The organism is Pseudoduganella sp. R-31 (assembly GCF_049913235.1).
GTDB lineage: Bacteria > Pseudomonadota > Gammaproteobacteria > Burkholderiales > Burkholderiaceae_D > Rugamonas.
Window position 1 is genome coordinate 55071 of the sequence record NZ_CP183986.1, and the last position, 14400, is coordinate 69470.

Sequence of the window (14400 nt, forward strand, 5' to 3'; positions counted from 1 at the left end):
ACTTCAGAATTGTTGGAATTGACTCATTCCTTAACGGGGAAGGCGATAGGCCTAATAGAGTTCGTCAACTTGCCCCATAGTTCAATCATCTCGTCATCATTCAGGCTGGGTGCCCCCTCGCCAAAAATGTTCCCCTTGACTCCAGAGTAAAGCTCAAGAGTTAACACTGGCAACAGTGGATTGCCGGGCTCTCCTTGACTAACAAACGAGAACTCATGAAGTGACGAGATATCTCCTTGCGCAGGCCTTTTCGCCAATGCTTCAAAGCCCTGCCAATTTGAAATCCTCCGCGTCCCTCGTCGAAAGAACTTGATCCTCGAATACCATTCCGCATTCCCTTGGATCTTGGCATTCTCTTCCGCTTCCTTCAGACGCGGTTCAAGCGCGTCTGAGTCAATCAACCTGTCTTTCAAGATCATTTCGAGTGCAAAGTGAACGTCCTCGTACTCTTTCAAACGGATGCCTAAGGTCGCTCGTTCATAACGGATGGCCCCGGTATCGACTACTAAAGCCCCATCGATACAAACACCTGGCTTTTCTACGGTCGCATCGAGTAAGCGCGGAATGATCCGCGCTGCAGATGCTTTGAGCTCGCCTTCGATTCTTTCAAGGTCTTGGGAGTCGCCATAATGGCTGTGCTCTTGAACGTACAAGTCCGGACCAAGGACAAAAATCGAATACATCGTATAAAAGGCACCAGTCCCTTTGTCTACTCCGTACACAATCTTGTGTTGGCTAGTATTTCCTTGCCTAATCGTGCCGACTAAAGAGCCTGAACTCGAAGCAGGCCCAATAGGGAACTTTGACTTTCTTGCCAATGCATCTGTTGCGAACTCCTGTGCGACCTCATCAAGCCGCGACGCCTGCTCTGGATAGCGTTCGATCGGGAACGGTGCACTCGCAGGTCCATATACAACGGTCGCTGACTTGGGGACCTCGAGTGCATAACGGCCAACACACACCGTCTTGATTTTGGCGAAAATCTCGCCGACTCTACTTCGCGTAGGATGCATTGTGTTTTCCATATGTGCAGGTTCCTCAGGCACCATTATTGCTGCGGATACAAGAAGTAACGAATTGAGCGCTTTGATGATGCACATGTCACGTCCATTGCATATTCTGAACAATCTTGACTAAACAGTAGATCGTTGAGCTCAGCACTTTCTCGTCGCTGTAGCTGTCTTGATGCACGTATCCATGCTGTCTGAATATTCCTTTGAATCGTCCACTCGCCTGTTGGGTATCGGCGGAGCGTGCTGGAACAGTCTGATCCCCTGGTCCGGTTGAAGGCCCCAGCTTCACTTTGATCATTGAAGAATTTCCATGCTTAGTGTCGCCGGCGAGAACCTGCAGGGACCCATTACCGGAGTCCGAACATACCTTCCATTGATCGGGCATCATGGAAAGCGAGCCGGGACCTACCTCCCACGTTATGGTCTCCCACGATGGCCGATTGCTGTCAACACCATAGTGCGCATAGCTATTTGCGTGGTATGTGTCGGCAATCAGCTCGTGAAAGTACTTTGCATTTGCGAGATATCCTCGGGTCCTTTCCGCGCCGCCTTCAGTATCACGCGCAGGGTTCACCCATTCATCAACTAAGAGGCCGTACCAGGTATTCCTGGCTTGATAGATTTCGGCGTATGGATCCCCAGATGCTGGCAGCTTCTTGATGACTTGCTCACCTTGCACTATTTTGAGCCATCCATTGCCGTACTTTGCGGAAGGAAGTAATTCCAATGCGCCGGGTGAGTTTGCCATCACTGCCGACACCTTCGCCCCGGTGGGACCCAGGATTTCAGCCGTGATGCCAGCCCCCTCAACACCGCATCGGACACGCTTATACGCAGCTGGCGCCCCAGCAGCGGGCATTACGCCATGGATCACGCCAAGTATTTTTTCCGACATACCTCCGATAGAGGGATGAACAATTGCGCGAGTAACCAGGCCTCCCATCGAGTGCGTTACCAGGATGACCTTTCGACAGTCATATCCATTCGATTGATATTTTGCGATCAGCTCTTCAATACGACGCGAGATGATCAAAGCAGATTGCATGTTTCCCTGGAGCCAGTTATATCCGATCGCATGAACTGGGAACACGCACCCTCTCAGTGCATCGTTCCGTTCTTTCAAAGAAAGCGGGGCAAGGGAAGACTCTTTAATCGCCCCCCAAGTACTCGGACTAACGTCGAGTATCCCGTCCCAATATTTGGTACTCGAAAGGTCATTTAACGAAAGCTCACAGCCTTGCAACAAGTCCTTGTAGCTGCCGAAATAGACTTCACCCCAGCCGCGTCGGCGAGCCTTTTTTTCAATAGCATCTTTTTTCTTATCGGTAGACGATTCTGAATCCATCAGCACATACTTGCTCTTTGACTTCTTCAGCTCAGAACTTGGCACAACTGCATCATGGCGCTCGTCGGCCGTTTCTTTAGGGTTTCCGGTAGGATTGCGGACAGGATCATAGATTTCCACTTCCGTGCCAGCTTGATCGAGTCGCAGTTGTCGCGCGCTCGGCTGAAATGTCCTCATCTCCAACATTGACCCGACCTTATCCGCGTTCCAGGCAATGTTGTCCTTCTTCCCTAACCTTGCTTGCCGACTTTGCGTCATGCGCAAGTTAGAGCCCATGATTCCGGGGATAAAAACAATGGGAATGACGCGGTTCGCAGGAACTGAAAACCTCTGCGGGCGTTTATCTTCCTTCGGAGTACAAATTCCTGTGGCGCGCCTTCCGGCGGAACCTTCCGCAATATTCAGGTTGACACTCATATTCTCTCCTAAACGCGTACTCCACTGCTAATTTCGTTCTCTCATTCCACCAGCTCGATCTCATATTTAGCGAAAGCTGTCTTTGTTTTGAATCGCTCAGTAAGGCCATCCTTGTCGGTTTCTCCCTCAATTACCTGTCCGTCCTCAACGTTGATGCGGTACTTTCGATTGGACAGGGGCTCGTTGCTTTGAAGGTCTGTAACTAGAACCTGTTGGTCATGTTCGACGTCAGTGCTCGGGACCACAAGCTTTTCATTTGTGCCCTCCCCTCCGTTCAGGTGGTCGAACCTTGATGACTTGATTGTGTGAGGCCCACTGCTTTGCTGAGTTATCTTTCCATCGCCACAATCGATCTGAACGCCTTGGGCCACAAACCTGATCGCAGGCGAGTGCAATTCAATCTTCTCGTTTGCGATCAGCTTGATTTTTTTTGCGGTTGAGATTTCAATGCTTCCGTTTTGAGATTGGATCTTGATGTCGCCACCCGCGGCAATTAGCTTCATCCCCAGTTTGCAGGCCAACACGCTCACCCCTTTTACAGCCCTTGCGAGAATGCTCCCGCCAGCGCCGATATTTGCATCGCGACCACATGCGGCATGAAGATCGCACTGCGATGCAATAACGATTGATTCCGGTGAACCGGCGACGATTCCTCCACGCGCGGAAATCGCGGCCAATGGATCGCCACCGCCTTCAGTCCACTTCTCCAGCTTCGCCACAACGGCGCCAAGCGAGTCTTCTGCCACGCCATCTTCCGACGCTTTGGATGCAACCTCGGCCAAGTGTTTATAGACGCCATGCGCCAGGGTCGCGGCGCTCAGGCATGGCTCTCGGTCCAGCATGTCTCGCTTTGACTTAGTAAATGGAGATGCGGATATCAGAACACCTTTCTCACCGCGAACTGACGCGGCTAAGGTTGTTGCGAGTTCTGCGCCCTCGCCGCGTTTCTCCCCTACCCCATTGGCCTTATCGCCCGTGAGAAAGCCAAGGTTTAACTGTGCGTCTGCATGATCACTGGCCAGTTGCGCACTAATCTCCCTCGTCGTATCGTCAAAGCGCAATCGATTGGCTCCGCTGCCGCGAATCTCACGGCTTCTGATCCCAGAAATGTACCGATTACCCGGCAACTCACCTGCCTGGCTCAACGCTGGTGGTTTTGCGATCTCGTTGTAGGCCTGGCCGACGACTACCGGCCTGTCTGGGTCGCCGCCGAGAAATGCCACAAGCACCTCACTGCCTACACGCGGCAAGTGCAGGCTTCCGCATTGATTCAGGCTTCCTGGTCCATTTCCAGCCCAGGTACTGGCAACGCGTACCCAGGCCGAGTCGACATCGTTGTCGGCGGCACCTGCACCCTGCGCGTGTTCATGATCGGCGGGCCGCGTGCTGCGAAATCGGATCTTCACGCGGCCCAGTTCATCGCAGTAGACTTCCTCGTTCTCCGGGCCTACAACGATGGCGCTCTGCATCGGGACATTTGGAACCTCGGCTCGCGGGTCGTATGCCGGCACGATTGGAATACCCCGGCGTACTGCGGTGAAGGCGACCTTCATGCGTGTGCTGGACTGGGTCGGATCAAAATGCGCCAGCGCATCGCCCGCGATCCAACGGTTGCGCGAGAAAACGCGCTGGACCCTTTCCGCGATGCCTTTGGAAAGGTTGCTTGAAATCGCAAGCTGCACCGAGGTGAGAACAAAGTCGCGTTCACCGCCAGGGTGGCCGTCGACCTCCGGGTGGCCCTCAACCGTGAAGTATTCGCCCGCACACATGTCGCGCACACTGCCTTCGCCATGAAAACACTTTGAATCCAGGTCATGACGGCTCATTGCCAACTCGCCTAGCCGGCACAAGTCATCGTAATCGTCGCCTGCGTGGGGCGATAGCACTTGGTAATCATCCAGGCTCGCTGCCATTTCGTTGCCTGACTCGCCCTGGTCGGCGCCGCTTCGGGCAGTGGCAAGCATGAGGTCCGAAGTACGAGGATTCTTGTAGTTCCAGCTGAAACGGGTCACGCTGGCAGGTTGAAGCGTGCGGACTGCACACCAGGAATTGATGGTGTCCCGTTCTTCGGTGGCGGCATCGCGGTGATAGCGCACGACGCCTGCGGCGTTCGGCAATAAGCTATCCGGGTGATTGAACAGCACCATCGTATGCGATGGCCAGTTGCCTTGATCTGCACGGAAGTACCACGCAATGCCGCGGCGCTTGAGCAGCCGCCGGATGAATGCAGCGTCTGATTCGTTGTATTGCATGGTGAATTCGCGCTGCGGATAGACCTGGTGCGCGAACAAGTCGTCCATCTCGTAGTGGAAGCAGGTCGCGATGACGGGATTCGTCTGTATCCATTCATCCAGGATCAGCGTGACGATCTCCACCTCGTTCTTGTTGCGGAACACGCGGGTGTTGGTGCGCTTCTCCATGATGGAGAGCGCATCGCGCAGCACCAGTTGATAGCTGGCCAGTCCACCGTCGCTGTCTCCGGCGCGCGCCTCGGTGACAATGCCGCAGATGGTGCGCAAATCTCCGCAGTCAGTGACGATGTCGATCGCTACCGGCAGTGCGATCAGTTCTTTCAGCGGGATGAAGGCGTCAAGCGAGACGCACAGGATGCGGTATTCAACGCTGCCGCAGATTGCTTCGGCGCCCTGCACCATCTGCGGCAGCAGCACATCTTCCAGCATCTGGGTCGGATGGGCCAGTCGCAGGCGCAGCGGTCGATTGTCCGTGATCAGGTCCTTGTCTTGCTGGAAGAAGCTGAGCAGGGCATTGTCCACGGCAGGCTCCAATCGTCTGGTTGACGCGAGAGCCCAGTTTGCGCGTGTAAATTTTGTCGACGTTGATCTTCAGCAAATCGTGCGCGAGTTACCAGCGACACGATACGCACTTGGAACAGTCCTGGGCGGAAGACTTGTCGCTCTTGCAGCCGGCGGAACGCATTGTGTACCAGGGTTTGCGCGCGCACCGCTGGGGACACTGCGTTAGGCTGGAGCAGGAACGCATCTCATGGGAGGTGGTCCTGCATGCATTGAGCGCCAGTCGCTGATCACAACTTTGTATCAGAGCAGGTTTGGCGGGATGCGGCTTGCCTCTCTGGAGATTGCTTCCAGCCGGTGAGCCTGTGATAGGGCAAACTCCACAATCTTGTTCACCAGTTCTCGTTCCTCCGGCAAGTATGGCTGGCTATTTGCCACGTCTGCGGCATGCTGCCACACTCCATCCCGCAGGCGGCGACACTCACGCACCAGCAATTGCCGATCGATTCCGCAGCGCTGGGCAAAGTCGGCCAGCGAGAACGCCTTGATCTGATCAAGGTTGAATTCATCGCCAAATGCCATGGCTAGGTCGTGAGAAAACTGAGGATATTGCACGACACTTACCAAGTCATACCAGGGCGCAGCTTGCAGGCCTGACCTGTTCACGAAGAAGGAGAAGTTCTTGCCGTGAGCGTCGCTATTCCCGATCATGAGCTGGAACAGCGCCCAGCGCAGCATCGCCAGCCGGTCGGCAGCCTTGCGGGTTGCGTGCGCAAGCAGGCCGAATAGCCTGGGCAAGCTGACACCGTCACGGTACAGCGCCGCCTCGCCTACGCTGCCGATATTGCGTTCGTATTTGTATGCGGCCGGCAAGTCGCTGGCCTGGCAGGCATCGATGATGTGCTTGCGCTCCACCCATGCGCCACTTGTATCGTTATGCGTTGTGCGGTCAAAGCGTGCGATCGCAAGAACGGGCCGCGGCGTGCGGAGGATGCTTACTATGGCCGCCGGCAGACCAAGGCGCTTTGCCAACGTCATGCAAAAATGTTCGTTGGCGACCATATGGGGCAGGCGAGCGTCGACCGGCTCCGGTTTAAGAATGTGGGTAGAGGCCAATGGGAAGTCGGGCAGGAACATTGGCGCTTCGCTTGGCTCGCCGTTTGCATAGACCAGCAATTTGTCCTGGTAGCCAGCTACAGACATGCGGACCTTGCCATCCCATTCAGCGAGGGGACGTGATTCGCGTTCACCAATACGCTCGTCCAGTTCCGCAAGGGTGATCTCGCGCGGACGGATTCTCGCGGGCTCTGTACTACCATCCTCGCCGTGTGGCAAGAATCGGAATGCGCCCGTGGTTTCAGTGCCCAGTGCGCGAATCAGGCCATAGACGTTACTCTTTGCGACGCCTTGTGCCGATGCCACGATGTCCAGCGCCCGCCCCTCAGGCAGCAGGTTTTCGATGAAGCGGCGTATCGGGGCTGAACTGCATTCTGTGTTAAGCGGAATGGCCGGCGAGAGTGCAAACGCCTGGAGGTCTTCCCTCCATTCATCCGTATAACGCAAAGACCAGGCTTCGTTCAGCGGCTCGTAGCCAATATCCGCCACATGACGCTTGTGCAGCCATAGGCTTAGCTGGTGAGTTGGCTGTTTCATGCCGCTTCGTTACCGGCAAGCCTGTCTTGGGGCAGGCGTTGAAGTAGTTCGTGATCCTTCGGCGCGATAACCAAGGCAAGGCCAAGACCGTCCAGCACCGCCAGGAGCTTGTCGGTGCGAATACCCCCGGCGCCGTTTTCTAGGCGCGACAGCAGATCCACAGAGACGCCGTTCAGCGCGGCGGCATCGTCAATGCGTAATCCTTGCTGTTTGCGGTGGGCTCGTACCTGGCGGCCAACGTCGGCCAATTCTCGTATGACCTGTACGGCCGGCAGCGCTGGAAAGGTGGCTTGATTCATATTTCGGAATTTCAGAAAGTCGGACGACGATAACCAGTATATTCCAGCTATTTCTGATTTGCCGAAATTTCTTTAACATACACCCTTCCCCAGCACTAGTTTCTGTTATTCCGAAACTCTAAGCTTCGTACTTGCTACTGTCGCGTTTTGACCAAGATCATCGGCAAAAAGAAAAACGCTGTTATTCTCCAAGTTCATCGTTTTTCAAACAGCAGCGGCAAAGGGGACGGTCATGACGAAATATTTTCGGTTCGTGCGCCTGGTTTCTCTGTTGGGCGCAAGCGTGGTTTGCAGCACGGCATTTGCAGATCCTTACCTGGTCGGGCGCGGCATGTCCGACATCACGGGCGAGGCGGCGGAAGTGGGCATGATGGGGTATGGCTCGACCTCGCAGGTGACGGCCGGCATCCACATGCGGCAGCGGGCGCGAGCTTTCATCGTGGTGGACCAGGCCAGCGGCAAGCGCATGGTCTTCGTCAACAATGACTTGGGCATGGTGTTCCAGGGCGTGCAGCAGGCGGTCTTGCGGCAGTTGCAGGCGAAGCATGGCAGCCTGTATTCGGCGGAGAACGTGATCCTGTCGGCGACGCATACGCACGGAGGGCCTGGCGGCTTTTCGCACTACGCGCTGTACAACTTCACTACCTACGGTTTCAACCAGCGTACCTTCGATGCGATTGTCGGCGGCATTGTAGCGGCCATCGACAAGGCGCATCGCGACCTGAAGCCGGGCAGCATCGCGATCGGCAAGGGCGAGTTGACGGATGCGAGCAATAACCGTTCGAACCCGGCCTACCTGCGCAATCCGCAGGCGGAGCGCGAGCGCTGGGGGCGCAATATCGATCCGGAGATGACGGTGCTGCGCTTCAGGCAGGGCGGCAACGATGTGGGCGTGATCAGCTGGTTCGCCACGCATGGCGTGTCGATGACGCCGCAGAACCGCTTGATCACGCCGGATAACAAGGGTTATGCGGAATGGCGCTGGGAGCACGACATGAAGGGCGTGCGCTATAACTCGGATGGCGATTTCGTGGCGGCCTTTGCGCAGTCGAATGCGGGCGACATGACGCCGAACCTGAACCTGGACGGCACAGGGCCTACGGCGAATGAGCTGGATAACACGCGCATCATCGGCGAGCGGCAGTTGCAGAAGGCGCTGGCCATCTATAACGGCGCGCTGGAGCCGCTGGCGGGGCCGGTGGATTACCGGCAGCGCTATATCGACTTATCCCGCGTCACCGTACAGGCGCGCTTCGCGGATGGCGTGGTGCGCAGCACCTGTCCGGCAGCCATTGGCAGCGCTTTCGCGGCGGGTACCGAAGACGGGCGCGGGCTGGATGGCTTCAATGAGGGCGATCTGACGGGCAACCCGTTCTTCCAGGCGCTGGGCGGCATCATCGCGCCGGCGCCGCAGTGGGTGCGCGATTGCCAGGGCGTGAAGCCGGTGCTGCTGTCGACGGGCACGCAGGCGCCCTTCCCCTGGTCGCCGGAGGTGCTGCCGATTTCCATCGTGCGGATCGGGCAGTTGGCGATTGTTGCGGCGCCGGGGGAGTTCACCATCATGTCCGGGCGGCGCGTGCGCGAGACCGTCAAGGCGGCGTTGGGCGATAGCGTGAAGCACGTGGTCTTTGCCGGGTATGCGAATGCCTATTCCGGCTATGTGACCACGCCGGAGGAGTACGACGCACAGCATTACGAGGGCGCCTCGACGCACTTCGGCAAGTGGACGCTGGGGGCTTACCAGCAAAGCTTCCATGAGCTGGCGACGGCGATGCGGCAAGGGACTGCGGCTGGCGCCAGCGCGGCGGTGCGGGATTTGAGCGGCAACCAGATGTCGTTCCAGAATGGTGTGGTGCTGGATAACACGCCGATCTTCAAGAGCTTTGGCGATGTGGTGCAGCAGGCCAATGCGAGCTATTCACGCGGCCAGCGTGTGGAGGTTTCGTTCTGGACGGGGCATCCAAAGAATAACCTACGCCTGAACGGCAGCTTCCTGGAAGTACAGCGCTGGGACGGCTCGGCGTGGCGTACCGTGGCGGTGGATGGCGACTGGAACACCAGCTATCGCTGGGTGCGGATCGATCCGGTGTGGGGTACTTCGCAGGCGGTCATTGGCTGGACGATTCCGGCCGATGCGGAGAGCGGGCAATACCGCATACGGCACAATGGGGACTACAAGAATGGCTGGAACGGCGCCGTGTACGGGCTGAGCGGGACCAGCAGGACTTTCGTGGTGAACTGAGGTTCCGCCGGCCGGGCCGCCGCTCTAGGCGAAAGAGTGGGTCGTTGCGGCGGCATACAGCAAGCCATACACGGCGAACAGCGCCGGCGCCAGCCAGAACTGGTGGGCGAGCGACCTGCTCCTGAAGAACAGCGCGCCGCCAACGGCGCCAAACAGGAGCAGGTACGGCGCCAACGCCATCGTCCCAAAGATCACTTCATACCCGACCGCGTCCCTCGCGAGAAGGAACAGGATGAAGATGATTGCCGAGTACACGACCGTGATGAGTCCAATGATGCCGGCAGTGATAGGGTGGCGGCGGATTACTGCTTCTTCCTGCATTGAGTCCATGCTTCGGTCGTCGTGTAATTATCAAAACGGAAACGATAGCAGAGTTGATTTTTTCCGGCCACACGTTTGGCTTGATCGTCGTTCTCACAGTTCGCACCTGCCAGCGCTGCCTACAATCAGGTTCACGTGCGATTTGAGGAGCTTACGATGGAATTCCGGGTCTTTGATGACAATTCAGGAGCATTCGTCTTTACCGCGCCGGGTTCGCATGAAACGTCCGACAAGTTCGACCGGCTGGTGGAGGCTTTCGAAGATGGGCAAATACAACAAAAGCGCGTGACAACGATCTGCGAGAGCATTCGTTATCCGGTCATGCATTTCTGGGCAAATGAGCAGCCGCCGCTGGCCAAGCTGTACCTCGGCTCGCGCCAGGATGATGGCATGCCGGGAGCAGCGATCCATTGACGTGAGCCTGCCCGATGCGCAGGTTGCGCATTATCGAGAACTTGTGGCCGCGATTGACGACGCGCTTTCCGGCGACATTGTGCAGCGCAGGCCTAATGGCGAGGGCTACATGGAGTGGCCGTGGCAAGTCTATAGCTGATTCACACGAGCTGCCGCGTGCCGGCGCGGGGCGTGGAAAGGTAGAGGATTCGGCCCTGCCGGTTGGCGATGCGAAGTGAGGCGAAGCGATTTTCGCGCAGCTTGTCGGCAAGCGCGGCGGCCAGGATCTCGCCGAGCACGTGGATGCTGTGGCCACGCAGCCCATTCTCATCGGCCAGCAGGGTGAACTCTGTGCCGTGCATGTGAAGCCGGCCCATTGGATGCACAAGCCAGGCAGTGGATGGCTTGGCGAACAGGCTTCCCAGGCTTTCGCTGAAGGGGCAGCCGTGGAGTTGCAGCAGCTTGTGCAGGGCTTGCAGGCTGGTGTCCTGCGTGTAGAGGCTGTCGCATAGTTCGCCAGGACTGGCAAGGCGCTGGCCACGTGCCGGGCCATGGACGAAGCTGATCGGAAAGCCGCCGGCGCTTGCTTCTGTCGTCAGCCTGGCGCCACGCTGCGGCAATTCATTGTTGGTGCACGTGAGCTGCACCGCGATCGTTCCTGTCTCGAGCCTGGCGGGGCGCTGCTCGCGGTCGATGAGGGCAAGGGCGAAACCTTCCTGTTCGTCCAGTTGCCAGTAAGGGCCTGCCGCCGTGTGTGCAGCGCCGTGGAAAGGCGGCAGGGCGCGCTCGCCGTTGCGGCTCATGAGCGAGACCTTGTCGACGCTGTAGATCCCGCATCCAGGCTGGTCCGGCGCAAGCGGGTAGGACTCTTTTCTGCCGTCCAGGCGAATCGGGTCTGCGGCCTGCGGGAAAAGATTGACGACCGGCGTGCATGAGAGCTGGAAGTTTGCGGCGCCGGCATGGCGCAGTTCCGGCTCGCAGCCGGGAAGGACGACGTGCAGCGTGAGGCGCTTGCAGCCGGGCGGACAGCGCGCGGCGATGGCCTGCAGGTCAAGGTCGATGAAGTCGAACTTTTGCGGCATGTGGAAGAACTCCGTCAGCAGCCGCTGGCTTTGCTGGCCGGCGCGCGGCGGCAAGACAGCTTCCTCGGCGCCGGTTCCGACCGGTGTGAATGGTGATGCAGGCAACAGGCGCCAGCTGCCTTCGGCTTCCAGGCATACGCACAGGCGGTGCATCAGGATGGCGTCAAGGAGCGCTGCGCGCAACGGCGCGTCGCCATCCAGCCACAGTCGCAGCGTGGCGATGGGCGGCTGGTCGAATGCGGCGCTGCCGGCGGTGGCCTCGAGGCTGAGGCAGAGCGCCGACCTGGCTTCGCTTGGGAGGCGCAGCGTTGCCGGCAGGTCGATCGTCGGCTGGAACCTGGCGCCGGCGACAGCAATGGGGGCAATGCGGACATCATAGGCGGTCGCGAACTTGCTGCCGCCGCAGCGCAGGATTGCGCCGCGCGGCAGGCGGCTGGCGGTACTGATTTCGTTGGAGCGCGCAGCCGAGGTGTCGACCTGGATAATGCCGCAGGCGGGGACCAGGCGCAGGTAGTGCGGCTGCAGTGTTTGCAGGAGAGCCTTGTGGAAGTCGTTGCGGCCATCCTCGATGGAATGCTGCATGCTGGCGTTGAGCAGCGCGATTGATTGCAGCAGGCGCTCCACTTCGGGATCGGTGCTGGCGCCGGCTTCCAGTTCAAGCGCGGCGGCGGTTTGCGGGTGGGCATCGGCATATTTACGGATGGTCCGGCGCAGGCGTGTGAGCTCTTGTTCGTAGTGATGCAGGAGCTTGTCCACGCTCAGCTCCCGCTGCGCAGGTTGACGACAACCTTTACCCCCGAATCGCGTTCGAAGCGGCGCAGGCGAAAGATCCACAGGTAGGCATGCACCACCATGCGGGAAAAAGCGTGCATCGCCATGGGCGTGGTGAAGAGGGCGCAGATTGCAAGGCTCGCTCCGGCGCGGTCGTAATCGATGCTGGCCGCGAGAATGGGCGCGCCGGCGGCGGCGGCGGCGATCATGGACCAGCCGTCGATGCGGCTTGGCTCGGTGGCGTGGCGGCCAACGTGGTTGAGCAATCCACTCAGCGAACTGGCGGTGATGGCATCGCCTTTCAGCTGCTCCGCCAGCCATGTTTCGAAGCAGTGGCCGGTGTTCTTGCCGGTGGCCGTGCTCCACAGGCGCACCAGTGCCAGGGCCGCGCCGCATGCGGCCATGATGGCGATGACCGCCAGCCAGGAGCCTGCCGGCATCGCGTATGCCGCCAGCACGATCACGGGCGCGGCGAGCATGCATAGGGGGACGATGTAGATGAAGGCCAGCGTAATGATGGCGATGTCCAGCAGGCGCTCCGGATTGCCGCGCCTTGCAAGGCGCCACATGTAGAACACGCCCCCGAGGTGCACCGCCGTCAGGCAGAGCTGCAGGCGCATGCCAAGCGGGTTGACGCTGATGGGCATGGCAAACAGCGACAGCAACAGGAGCGAGGTGCCCCATACCAGGGCGGAAAAATGCCAGAGATTGGGACTGCGCTGTGCGGCGGATTGTGGCTTGGACATGAGGTCACCATTAGTCAGGGGATAGCCCTGCCAATGGTGGCACCCGGGAGCAGGTCAGCGTTTGAGGTGAAGCAAAGGTGCAGCGCGCGGCGGTCAGGAAAGCATGTCGCTCCAGATGTTTTGCGCCCAGCTGTCGGCGTAATGCCCTTCGAGCTCCGACGGGCCGGGGCTGACGCCGCCGCTGCCGGGTACCACAAGCAGCGTTTTCTTTTCGGCGTTGTAGGCGTGCACGCTGGCGACGTGGATCACGTCCTTGTCGCTTACATAGCTGTAGCAGGTGTTGGTCAGCAATGGCGTCTGCTCGGGCACGCGCCCGCTTAGCAGGTCGACCACGGCGGCGGCGCAGACCTTGGCGTGCTGGTTGGCCATGTGGCCGGACTTGGGCATCAGCGGGGAAACCTGGATGGCGTCGCCGATCACGTGGATGTTCCTTGCCTGCGTGGATTCGAAGGTGATGAAGTCGACTTCGCACCAGCGCTTGTTCATGTTGGCCAGGCCGGTCTGCGCGGCGATCGCGCCGGCCCGGTGGGGCGGCACGATGTTCAGCACGTCGGCCTTTACCTTGTCGCCCAGCTCGGAGATGGCGGTGCGGGCGGCCACGTCCACGTCTACCGTCTTGAAGCTCGGGCGGTACTCGATGATGCCGGCGTAGCGTTCTTTCCAGACCTTCTTGAACAGCGGGCCTTTGCTGACCACGTCCTCGTTGGCGTCGAGCAGGAGGACCCTGGATTTCGGCTTGTGCTGGCTGAAGTAGTGGGCTACCTGGCAAACGCGTTCATAGGGGCCGGGCGGGCAGCGGTAGGGTGCGGGGGGCACGGTCATGACGAATACGCCGCCGTCGTGCATGGCTTCGAGCTGGGCGCGCAGGGCGGTGGTTTGCGGGCCCGCTTTCCAGGCGTGCAGGATCTTGTCCTGCGCGCCTTCCACGCTCATGCCTGGCAGCTCGCCCCACAGGAATTCAATGCCGGGGCTGAGGATCAAGCGGTCGTAGCTCAGGACCTCGCCGCTTAGCAGCTTGATGGTGCGCTTTTCCGGGTCGATGCTGGAGGCGCTGTCGTGCAGGATCTTCACGCCGTGCCTGCGCTGCAGCTCGTCGTAGCTGCGGGTCAGGTCTTGCAGCTTGCGCGAGCCGCCCAGCACCAGGTTTGAAAGCGGACAGCTGACGAAGCTGGCATTCGGTTCGATCAGCGTGACGTCGATGCCGCCCTGGCTCCACAGGCGCACATGCTTGGCGGCTGTGGCGCCGCCGTAGCCGCCTCCGACGACCACTACGTGCGGCCTGGCCTGGCCGCCCATGCTGGCGCAGCCGGTCGTGGCGGTGAGGATCGCTGCTTGCACAAATGTTCGACGGTCCATGGGGCTCCT

General features: G+C 59.1%; 12 protein-coding genes. 3 read left to right on the forward strand and 9 right to left on the reverse strand.

The window, feature by feature from the left end:
* Positions 1–23: 23 nt before the first annotated feature.
* Genes ACN9MY_RS00240 through ACN9MY_RS00250 form a run of 3 tightly spaced genes read right to left on the reverse strand, consistent with a single transcriptional unit; the run spans position 24 to position 5549 of the window.
* Positions 24–1100 (reverse strand): T6SS immunity protein Tli4 family protein, encoded by a 1077-nt coding sequence (locus tag ACN9MY_RS00240; RefSeq protein WP_426336679.1) that lies wholly within the window; start codon positions 1098–1100, stop codon positions 24–26.
* A gap of 1 nt (position 1101) precedes the next feature.
* Complete coding sequence (locus tag ACN9MY_RS00245; RefSeq protein WP_426336680.1) at positions 1102–2775, reverse strand: lipase family alpha/beta hydrolase; 1674 nt, start codon at positions 2773–2775, stop codon at positions 1102–1104.
* Positions 2776–2816: 41 nt separating this feature from the next.
* Positions 2817–5549 (reverse strand): type VI secretion system Vgr family protein, encoded by a 2733-nt coding sequence (locus ACN9MY_RS00250; RefSeq protein ID WP_426336681.1) that lies wholly within the window; start codon positions 5547–5549, stop codon positions 2817–2819.
* A gap of 62 nt (positions 5550–5611) precedes the next feature.
* Here ACN9MY_RS00250 and ACN9MY_RS00255 point away from each other — a divergent pair, with 62 nt between their 5' ends.
* On the forward strand, positions 5612–5818 hold the full coding sequence (locus tag ACN9MY_RS00255) for a Wadjet anti-phage system protein JetD domain-containing protein (protein WP_426337671.1): 207 nt from the start codon (positions 5612–5614) through the stop codon (positions 5816–5818).
* 13 nt (positions 5819–5831) lie between these two features.
* On the opposite strand, the gene ACN9MY_RS00260 is transcribed toward ACN9MY_RS00255, so the two are convergent.
* Both ACN9MY_RS00260 and ACN9MY_RS00265 read right to left on the reverse strand, forming a co-directional pair.
* Positions 5832–7181: a HipA domain-containing protein gene (locus ACN9MY_RS00260; RefSeq protein WP_426336682.1), complete on the reverse strand. Its 1350-nt coding sequence runs from the start codon at positions 7179–7181 to the stop codon at positions 5832–5834.
* The gene (locus tag ACN9MY_RS00265) at positions 7178–7480 is read right to left on the reverse strand and encodes a helix-turn-helix domain-containing protein (RefSeq protein ID WP_426336683.1); all 303 of its coding nucleotides are present in this window, start codon (positions 7478–7480) and stop codon (positions 7178–7180) included. The genes ACN9MY_RS00260 and ACN9MY_RS00265 overlap by 4 nt, the downstream gene beginning before the upstream one ends.
* Positions 7481–7712: 232 nt before the next feature.
* On the opposite strand from ACN9MY_RS00265, the gene ACN9MY_RS00270 reads away from it, so the two are divergent.
* Entirely contained in the window at positions 7713–9722 is a 2010-nt protein-coding gene (locus ACN9MY_RS00270) for a neutral/alkaline ceramidase (protein ID WP_426336684.1), read from the forward strand.
* A gap of 24 nt (positions 9723–9746) precedes the next feature.
* Here ACN9MY_RS00270 and ACN9MY_RS00275 read toward each other — a convergent pair whose 3' ends face one another.
* The gene (locus ACN9MY_RS00275) at positions 9747–10052 is read right to left on the reverse strand and encodes a hypothetical protein (RefSeq protein ID WP_426336685.1); all 306 of its coding nucleotides are present in this window, start codon (positions 10050–10052) and stop codon (positions 9747–9749) included.
* A gap of 147 nt (positions 10053–10199) precedes the next feature.
* Between ACN9MY_RS00275 and ACN9MY_RS00280 the strand changes: the two genes are divergently transcribed.
* Positions 10200–10457 carry a hypothetical protein gene (locus ACN9MY_RS00280; protein WP_426166392.1) on the forward strand — a complete coding sequence of 86 codons (258 nt, stop codon included), beginning with the start codon at positions 10200–10202 and terminating at the stop codon, positions 10455–10457.
* 140 nt (positions 10458–10597) lie between these two features.
* Here the strand turns inward: ACN9MY_RS00280 and tssF are convergent, their stop codons facing one another.
* The 3 genes from tssF to ACN9MY_RS00295 all read right to left on the reverse strand — a co-directional run bounded on the left by tssF (position 10598) and on the right by ACN9MY_RS00295 (position 14391).
* Complete coding sequence (gene tssF / locus ACN9MY_RS00285) at positions 10598–12274, reverse strand: type VI secretion system baseplate subunit TssF (RefSeq protein ID WP_426336686.1); 1677 nt, start codon at positions 12272–12274, stop codon at positions 10598–10600.
* A 2-nt stretch (positions 12275–12276) separates the two neighbouring features.
* Positions 12277–13035: a hypothetical protein gene (locus tag ACN9MY_RS00290; protein ID WP_426336687.1), complete on the reverse strand. Its 759-nt coding sequence runs from the start codon at positions 13033–13035 to the stop codon at positions 12277–12279.
* A 93-nt stretch (positions 13036–13128) separates the two neighbouring features.
* The gene (locus ACN9MY_RS00295; RefSeq protein WP_426336688.1) at positions 13129–14391 is read right to left on the reverse strand and encodes an NAD(P)/FAD-dependent oxidoreductase; all 1263 of its coding nucleotides are present in this window, start codon (positions 14389–14391) and stop codon (positions 13129–13131) included.
* Between the last annotated feature and the right edge of the window lie 9 nt (positions 14392–14400).

Excerpts from the sequence above, each read along its gene's own strand:
- ACN9MY_RS00240 (WP_426336679.1), bottom strand. The coding sequence starts at position 1,100 with ATGTGCATCATCAAAGCGCTCAATTCGTTACTTCTTGTATCCGCAGCA.
- ACN9MY_RS00245 (WP_426336680.1), bottom strand. The coding sequence starts at position 2,775 with ATGAGTGTCAACCTGAATATTGCGGAAGGTTCCGCCGGAAGGCGCGCC.
- ACN9MY_RS00260 (WP_426336682.1), bottom strand. The coding sequence starts at position 7,181 with ATGAAACAGCCAACTCACCAGCTAAGCCTATGGCTGCACAAGCGTCAT.
- ACN9MY_RS00265 (WP_426336683.1), bottom strand. The coding sequence starts at position 7,480 with ATGAATCAAGCCACCTTTCCAGCGCTGCCGGCCGTACAGGTCATACGA.
- ACN9MY_RS00270 (WP_426336684.1), top strand. The coding sequence starts at position 7,713 with ATGACGAAATATTTTCGGTTCGTGCGCCTGGTTTCTCTGTTGGGCGCA.
- ACN9MY_RS00275 (WP_426336685.1), bottom strand. The coding sequence starts at position 10,052 with ATGGACTCAATGCAGGAAGAAGCAGTAATCCGCCGCCACCCTATCACT.
- ACN9MY_RS00280 (WP_426166392.1), top strand. The coding sequence starts at position 10,200 with ATGGAATTCCGGGTCTTTGATGACAATTCAGGAGCATTCGTCTTTACC.
- ACN9MY_RS00290 (WP_426336687.1), bottom strand. The coding sequence starts at position 13,035 with ATGTCCAAGCCACAATCCGCCGCACAGCGCAGTCCCAATCTCTGGCAT.
- ACN9MY_RS00295 (WP_426336688.1), bottom strand. The coding sequence starts at position 14,391 with ATGGACCGTCGAACATTTGTGCAAGCAGCGATCCTCACCGCCACGACC.